Genomic DNA, 8075 nt, shown 5'->3' with positions numbered 1-8075 from the left:
GTAAGATAGTGGAGCCTTATTAAAAAATATTTAACCCTTTTCTGCATAACCTGCTCACTATAAAGGCTCCACTATCTAAGGTTTTGTCTCCGGGGGAAACCACGGCAGTTGCTCATGGGGGTAACCCCCGCATGAAGGCACTGCCTCCCCAAGACCGCGCTGCATCGCTTCTTCAATATCAAAACGTTTCTTATAGGCAGCGATTGCTTCAGAGACACTACTCATATTTGTTAAAATAAACCAACCTTCTTTAGTTACTGATTTTCGATAACGGTGCGCGTTCCCTAGCGCTTTGAAAAAGCGCGGGGTCGCATCGCAACTTTTATTCCATTTACAGGCTACACTAAATCCTTTTATTTTTTGAGTTTTTGTAACTTTAAATTTTTAAAAAAATAACAATTTTTTCGGTTTTATTCCACAATTTGTTAAGGAAATTCATCCGGTATTTGCTAGTTCAATCACGATTCTTTTAGTCTTAAACAAAATTGAAAACCTTGTCTTGATGCAGTCGCTCATGGGGGAAACCAACGGCAGTCGCTCATGGTTTTGGGTCTGTGTGCGGAACCTGCGTCCGCACCTTGTAAGCCCCGTGGGAACCCCCAAGACCGCGCTGCCTCCCCAAGACCGCGCTGCATCGCTGTGTATCTAGCCATTGATCCAATTTAACCGAACAAAACTCTCGGTCTCCCAAAACCACAACTTGATAGTTATCAAATAGCCCTATAATATTGGAAATTAGTTTTTTTTGCTCTGACAAATTGCTTGATACTAACTTTGATAGAAGTTCAAAATAAACAGGGATTGCTCGGTTTTTATAAATTATACTAATCATAAATAAGTTGTAGTTTTTCCGGACAAAACCTTAGACAGTTGAGCCTTATTGACAAGATTTAACCCTTTTATTCATAGTCTGCCGACATTAAAGGCTCAACTGTCTTACGGTAACTTCAAACCAAATAGTTCTATCTAGGGCTAAATAGATTTTTTCTTTTTTATTTAATCTTTGATATATCCATTCTTTAATAATTGGAAACCACAAGGATTCTATCTGAAATACTGGTAAGGACAAAAATCTCTGTAGCTTTTTACGTCTTGATCTAAATTGAATGGGTAAAGGTAGCGGTGCAGCTTGACAATTTCTGACCTATATTTTTTTACCATAATTTGCTCAATTTAATATATATCAAGGGTTACATACCGCTTGTCGCTCCCCCAGGTATTTATCACTTTATAATATTTTTTTACTTATAAAATTTTAGCACTTTTATAAGGATTTTTGAATCAGTATTTATTATTGCTTAGATAAGTATTCCTAATTTGTTGATAGTCAAATTCCTATATTTTTCCATAAAAAAATGCGTTATTTAAGGTCAATGGAATGTTGCATCACTACTTGTGTACCACTACCGCTTTGTTGTCACCCCTGACTGACAAAAGGCGGTCACTGTTTTGTCAAACTGTTTGTCAGATGTATGTTTGAGGGATTAAAAAAAACTGAGTGGGAGCCAGCGTTCTTTGATGCGCGATGCCACTCAAAACCATAGGAACGCACTTGAAAAAAAACTCCCGCCTCTACAATGCCCTGAATACCTGGCAGCGGTCTTGCCAGTCCCTGGGCACACAAAGCCCATCTAACGGTCTGTCTATGGATGGTGGTAGCGAAGATCCATAGTGGTGAAGTTAATCTGACCCGTTGGATATCCTATCTGCCCTGCCTTTGACAGTATGCTCACAGTAAGCACAGACGGGTCCGTCGATGGCTCAATAACCCTCGTATCAATGTACATCGACTGTATAAACCCAAGATCCAAGCGGCCTTGGTCCACTGGCAACAGGAGTGTCTTTACTTGAGCTTGGATACGTCGTTGTTCACCGGATGAATATTGCCAGCTCCCTTGTGGCAGTGGTTTATCGGGGTCGTGGCCTGCCAGTGGCGTCGGCTATGCTTCACCACAGCAGTGCTATGGTTTCCCACACGCGACTACCGAGATGTGTTGAATCAGGCAGCTTGGTGCCTACCCAAAGACGTGAAAATTGTCTTATTGGCTGCTAATCGGGTTTGTCCATAAGGATTTGATCAAAGCCCTGAGTGGCGCAATTGGCTAAGGCATTATCGTATCCGTTTGAAAGAGGTGCGCTTGTTTTGGCCCTAGGGTATTGGTTGGTGTCAACTTAAACAGTTTCACGCTCTACGGGGCGAAGCGCTGTGTTTTCACAACGTGGGATTGCATAAAGACCAATGGTATGGCTCGGTTCACATAGCGTTTGGGCGCAAAAATATCAATGGTGAGTTTTGGGCCCAAACGCTATGTGAACCGACCACCTTACTTTCATTGCTGTGAATACGGATTGAAATTCGATATTGAGGAGGCTTTTTTGGACGACCCTACCAACGGCTGGAACATCCAGAAGTCTGAGATTCGGTGTGTATGTGCCCTTTCAAGACTGTGGTTCATCTTGGCCTTGGCCACACTTTATGTCACAGCGCAAGGCACATTGGTTGTGCAAACGGGAAAACGACGGTGGGTTGACACCCATTGGCGCACGTGGCAACAGCTACTTCCGCATCGGCATAGATTGGGTCAAAACTGCTCTGTTAAACGGATGGCGACTGATTCGTCACGTCAGTTTCACCTCCAACCGTGATCCTCACCCAGTTATGGCATCGCGCAAACAACACGAAAAACGAACTTATAGGCATTAGTTCAAAGTACTGACGTACCAATATGCTCCGGAATAACTTTTGTCAGTCAATCAGGTTGTCACCCCGTCAGACCGCTATCAAAAGACGGAAGGGTACCCTCAGGATCAAAATTATCTCCTGATCAATAGACCTCTTGCAAAAATATTTTGAGTTATGATGGTATTTTTTGTAAAAATTAGCTAAATTGTATACTACGCTTATACACAAAGAGATTACAAAGCAAGTTTGTTAGTCTTAAGCCTAGGCTAAATAAAAAATTGCAAAAATTTTTATTATACCACGAAAAACTTTTGCAAAAGGTCTAATCTCAACATTAGTAACATGATTCCCCCTTTATGCCCTCTAACTCTCACGATTTTTCGCTCCTTTTTGCCAGAAGGCTTTCCCAATAAAAACTGAGCGAGAAGGTGGAACGTGAAGTTTTTTGGCTACATATAAAGTGACTTTTGTCAATTTTTTTGTAAAGAAATATGTTTATAAGGCATAGGTCTAAAGACACGGGGCTTTCAGCATCGTTGATTCTTTGTAAGTTTTTACTCTGAGGACTGAGCACTGAGGCACTTAATCCTATTATCGACTCATATGCTCCTCCAAAAGCTTTTTAGCCCGAGGCTTATAAATCAGATGGAACAGCGCCTCTAGATAACGCAGCATATCCTCCTGGTTGGCCTTAGACGTATAGTTCCAGAAGCCGTAAATCCGTGCTAAGGATAGCAACCGTGTAGTGTTGATTTTCCAAGTATAGGTGCTGTAGACTCGTTCTATGCCCTGATTGGAAATTTCCTGCCAGTACTGGGGATTTTCCTCACACTTAGTCACAAAATCCAGGATTTTTTGAGCCATTTCCTCCTGGTTAGTCGGGTTAATCAGGATACCATTGACCTTGTCCTGAATAATCTCCAACGGTCCACCAAATTGGGTACCAAAGGTTGGTAAACCAGAAATCATGGATTCCAAAATTGTTAGACCAAAGGCTTCAAACAGCGCTGGCTGAACAAAAATACCATGACGGTCAGCAATCACCCGATAGACTTCACCAGAATCACTCTTTGATAAGCGCACCCCTAACCAGCGGATCTTGCCGTAGAGATTATACTCCTCAATAATCTGGTAAAGCTTGACAATTTCTGCCTTTTCTTCGCTGTCGCTGGAGTCTTCAGTGCGCAAGTTACCCGCAATTAAAATCAAGTTACAGCGTTCCTGCAACTTTCGACTCTTACCAAAGCACTCCGCTAATCCAGTCAGGTTCTTAATGCGGTCAAGACGAGCCATGGAAAAAATCGGGCGCTTGTTAGGATAATCCAGTTTGCCAAACACCTGGGCCTCGTCATCTAGGGTAAACAGAAATTCATCCAACCGCTTAATATCACTAGCTACTCGCCCTTGAGTGCGGGTGTAGGGGAAGAAGATGGTTTCATTTACTCCCGGTGGCACTACATTAAACTTCGGAGAGAATAACTCAATGCCATTAATCACATGATACAGGTCTGGCATGGTGAAGTTCTGGTAAGACTCATACTGACCCACACTATCAGCAGTACCCACAATTTCCTGATAGGTACTGCTGATAATAAAATTAGCCGCATTCATGGCAATTAAATCAGCAGTAAATTGCAGGGAGAAGTGGTATTGCTGTTCTGAGTCTTGCCAGTACAGGTTACTAAATAGGTATTTGGACTTTTCTAGGGCATGGGCAATATTACACTGGATAACTTTCAACCGTCGCGCCAGCAGGAACGCTACTAGATTACCATCGGAATAGTTTCCTACAATCAGGTCGGGACGACCTTGGAATTCTCCTAGCAGTTCCTTTTCGGCATCTATGGCGTAGGTTTCTATATACGGCCAAATCTCAAACCGAGAAATCCAATCCTGGGTAACTTTCGGATTGAACTCTCGAAACGGTACCCGTAAAATCCAGGCATTTTCTGTACCGTTAACTTTCTCTAACCGTTCATTACACCGAGTTCCATCATTGTTGGGGATTAAGCGGGTGAGAATGATCACCTTAGGCTGAATGTTTAATCCCGCCAGAGTCAGGTTTTCTTGCAACTGCTTTTCTAAACTCTTAGCTTGGTCAAGGACATATACCACTTGACCCCCTGTATCTGGACGTCCTAATACCCCTTCTTGTCCAAACCAGCCGTGAAGCGATACCAGGACAATCCGGAAAATCATTGGGATGCGGGAGAGGAACTGTTCCAATGCCCCATCATCCGGTTCATCAATCAATTCATCCAGCATTGCCAAGGTTTCCCGCACTCGACTAGCAGTGTTTCCCCAGCCTGCTTCAAAACCCATCTCTTGCAGCTTAAAGCGGAATTTGTCATAGGATTCGCTGTCTGGGCGATCGCTTACAAATTCCAAAGCCAACTTCACCTGCTCTGACAGTTGCTGCTGATTCTGAATGCGCTCGTTAATCAGCAGCTGGTTTCCTTGGAAATGACGCACTTTCAAGAAACCGTACAACGACTCCAACCACTGCTGAGGGTCTTGAAACAGTTTACTGGAGAGATAGCGGTTTAGGAAGCGGACTCCCTTACCAATATTCTTGGGATCGCGAATGACTGGGCTGTAGTCATAAAACGGCTTAAAATCCAGCTGGAGAACCTCCCCGACCTTGGGGTTGTAGCGATTGACAAAGCGATCGCGTATATCCAGCAGTTCCTCTGGTGTAACCTCTTGCGCTCTTAAGTCTTCAAACAGACGGAAAGCTCTTTTAGCCGCAATTTTGGGTCGGATAATCAGGCACAGACTTTCATCTTCCAGAATAATTTCCTGGGTGTAATAAATCAGCTTCCCTAAATGAGAAGAATGATAAAAGTATTCGGATTTTTTGTGATTAGTGCAGTATTCATTAAAAGCAGCCAGAATTTCGTTCCGCAGTAAATACCTGGGTTCTGCGGTTTTTAACTGGCTGCTAAAGTGACGTAGATCGCTCTTTTCGTCACTTTCGAGAACATCCTGAATTAGGTTGAGCATTGAAACTCCCCAAATACAAGTAAACTATATTGAAACCAACAACCCTATAAAAAATTACTCTAAAGAATAGTGATTCCCGCGCACTACAGATCAGGAATAAATATTCTTTTAGATATATGGACAAGGTTCTCGCAAAATAACTATCTTGGCACACACAAAGATTAAAGCATGTAAAGCTGCCCATACTTCTGCCGAATGTAGCGGATGAATGGATCGATGCGTAAAGCAGTACCAGTGACGCTCTTAATCAATTCAGCCGCTGTGTATTTGCAACCATGTTGGTAAATGTTGTCCTTCAACCAATTATGGAGCGTACTAAAGTTTCCTTGCTCAATTTTTGGTATGATATCAGATTGTTCCGTTACTGCGGCTTCAAAAAACTGGGCGCTCATCAAGTTACCCAAGGTGTAGCATTGGAACATTCCCCCAATCTGACCAGTGTACCAGTGAACATCTTGCAACACCCCGTCACTGTCATTCTGGGGAACAACCCCTAAATCTTGATAATAGCGTTCATTCCAGGCTTCCGGTAAATCCCTCACCTGCAGCTTACCCTCGAGCATCATCAGTTCTAAGTCAAAGCGGATCATGACGTGGAGATTGTAAGTCACCTCATCAGCATCCATGCGAATTACAGACCGCTGCACCTTGTTGATTGCCTGATAAAAGGCATCGAGGGAAACATTACCCAGTTGGGAGGGGAAGTAGGATTGTACTTGGGGATAGAAAAATTTCCAGAAGCCCCGACTACGCCCAACAATATTTTCCCAAAGTCGGGACTGGCTTTCGTGGACACCCGAGGATGTCCCACAGGCAAGAGGAGTGCCTTCCAAATCTCGCCTAATTCCTTGCTCATAAAGACCATGACCCATTTCGTGGATGCTGCTAAATAGAGCCTGACTCAGGTCATCTTCATCAACACGGGTCGTAATCCGCACATCACCGGTAGAGAAGTTTATCATAAATGGGTGATGGGTTTGATCTTGCCGTCCCCGCTCAAAGTCATACCCCATTTGCTTCATGACCTTGAGAGTCAAATCTAACTGTTGCTCTTCAGGATATCGTTGGTGTAAACAGTTGTCATCGGTGGGACTTTGGGCAGTAATAGCTTCGACAATTGGCACTAATTCCTCTCGCAACTGAGAAAAAAGCGTCCGCAAAATAGAGACTTTCATCCCATAGTCAGCAAAGTCAATTAACGGGTCAGCGATATGTTCGTAACCTGGAAAAAAATAAGCCATTTCACGGCTGAGGTCAAGAGTTTTTTCCAAGTAAGGGCGCACCGCTGCAAAGTCGTTGGTGGCTCTTGCCTTTACCCAAACACTGTACGTTTCTGTCCGATGTTCAGAGAATTCTCCCATAAATTCCGCTGGCACCTGCACGGCTCTGTGGTAATTTTTTCTAGTGCAGCGGATGAGGCTAGCTTCGTCAGAAAAGTAAGGTAGAGTTTCTTCATAGGGGCGTAAGCCTTCCAGGAGTTCGCCCATGGCTGGGTCAGTAAATTTACTATGGGCAATTTTTTGTAGAGTAGCCAGCTGACGTCCCCTAGCAGCTGCACCACCGGGAGGCATATAGGTTGCTTGATCCCAGTACAACAAAGATGCGGCTGCTTCTAAGTCGTTAATTTCACTAAGGCGTTTTTTGAGATTGAGAAGTTTCGGTTGAGTTTTTTCGGTAGTCTGCATGATGCTAGATTGACACATTCAGGCTATTAGTTTAGGGTTACGGTATTTTGCCGAATAGTAAATGTACACCTGACGACCGAAAAGAAAAATCTTACCCACAAATATGTCCGATACTAATAAATCAGACAAGTGGGCTGAAAGCTAAGACCAAGTTGCGTTTTTCAAGTGCAATTTACTTGTCGGACAATGGCGAAATAACCAAGTCCTTATTTCCTCTCGTTACGATTTAAGCTGCAACTTGGTACGAGCACTCTGGTAAAGCTGAGTAACTGACTCAGATGCCAATGGCTATGAAAACGTCATACCCATAGCTGAGTGTAATAGCATAGTATACGAACTACTATTGTGCCATTTCTTAAGGACTTACTAGTATAGTGTAATCCCTTAAAACCAGACAATCGCTCTAGCTATTGGTACAGTGGTAAGTATTCCTACCGACTGAAGCTCACAGGCACTAGCTTCGAGCTTGCCCAATACTGGCCAAAAGTAGGATGTCACAGCGATGCAGCGCTGCCAAAGGGGGTTTCCCCCACTCGCGCTTTGCATCAAGACAAGGATTTGTTTGCACTCTCATGTGGATCAGGACTTATGCACCCTTTCCCTATAGAACCTCTGTAAATCTGAGGTGCGCTTTCCGTTGCCGAATTAAATTCACCACGGGTCGCACCTGAAGCTGTGTGCTCCAAAGTTCGCTTTTTCCTATT

The 8075-nt window shown here is 43.6% G+C and carries 6 protein-coding genes and 2 pseudogenes; 2 read left to right on the top strand and 6 right to left on the bottom strand.

The window, feature by feature from the left end; all coding sequences use genetic code 11:
• Positions 1 to 75 precede the first annotated feature (75 nt).
• The 3 genes and pseudogenes from AC4II3_RS08815 to AC4II3_RS08805 form a co-directional block, all read right to left on the bottom strand.
• Positions 76 to 225, bottom strand: coding sequence for a hypothetical protein (locus tag AC4II3_RS08815; protein WP_488013329.1), 150 nt, complete (start codon positions 223 to 225; stop codon positions 76 to 78).
• A 412-nt stretch (positions 226 to 637) separates the two neighbouring features.
• Positions 638 to 850, bottom strand: a pseudogene (locus AC4II3_RS08810) (IS4 family transposase); the annotation flags it as partial.
• A 102-nt stretch (positions 851 to 952) separates the two neighbouring features.
• Positions 953 to 1120 (bottom strand): annotated as a pseudogene (locus tag AC4II3_RS08805) (IS4 family transposase); the annotation flags it as partial.
• Positions 1121 to 1883: 763 nt separating this feature from the next.
• Between AC4II3_RS08805 and AC4II3_RS08800 the strand changes: the two are divergent.
• Positions 1884 to 2069 (top strand): hypothetical protein, encoded by a 186-nt coding sequence (locus AC4II3_RS08800; protein ID WP_488013327.1) that lies wholly within the window; start codon positions 1884 to 1886, stop codon positions 2067 to 2069.
• Positions 2070 to 2362: 293 nt separating this feature from the next.
• The gene (locus tag AC4II3_RS08795; RefSeq protein WP_488013325.1) at positions 2363 to 2704 is read left to right on the top strand and encodes a hypothetical protein; all 342 of its coding nucleotides are present in this window, start codon (positions 2363 to 2365) and stop codon (positions 2702 to 2704) included.
• A gap of 570 nt (positions 2705 to 3274) precedes the next feature.
• Here AC4II3_RS08795 and AC4II3_RS08790 read toward each other — a convergent pair.
• From AC4II3_RS08790 to AC4II3_RS08780, 3 genes are all read right to left on the bottom strand, one after another.
• Complete coding sequence (locus AC4II3_RS08790) at positions 3275 to 5686, bottom strand: sucrose synthase (protein WP_488013323.1); 2412 nt, start codon at positions 5684 to 5686, stop codon at positions 3275 to 3277.
• Positions 5687 to 5847: 161 nt separating this feature from the next.
• Entirely contained in the window at positions 5848 to 7371 is a 1524-nt protein-coding gene (locus AC4II3_RS08785; RefSeq protein ID WP_488013321.1) for a carboxypeptidase M32, read from the bottom strand.
• Positions 7372 to 7755: 384 nt separating this feature from the next.
• Positions 7756 to 7917, bottom strand: coding sequence for a hypothetical protein (locus tag AC4II3_RS08780; protein WP_488013319.1), 162 nt, complete (start codon positions 7915 to 7917; stop codon positions 7756 to 7758).
• Positions 7918 to 8075 lie beyond the last annotated feature (158 nt).

This window comes from Moorena sp. (assembly GCF_982860115.1).
Note: the sequence above shows the minus strand (reverse complement) of the source record. Positions and strands in the feature narration are given on the sequence as shown.

Bases quoted from the DNA above. Each gene is read 5' to 3' on its own strand.
- AC4II3_RS08815 (WP_488013329.1), bottom strand. From the start codon at position 225: ATGAGTAGTGTCTCTGAAGCAATCGCTGCCTATAAGAAACGTTTTGAT.
- AC4II3_RS08790 (WP_488013323.1), bottom strand. From the start codon at position 5,686: ATGCTCAACCTAATTCAGGATGTTCTCGAAAGTGACGAAAAGAGCGAT.
- AC4II3_RS08785 (WP_488013321.1), bottom strand. From the start codon at position 7,371: ATGCAGACTACCGAAAAAACTCAACCGAAACTTCTCAATCTCAAAAAA.
- AC4II3_RS08780 (WP_488013319.1), bottom strand. From the start codon at position 7,917: ATGCAAAGCGCGAGTGGGGGAAACCCCCTTTGGCAGCGCTGCATCGCT.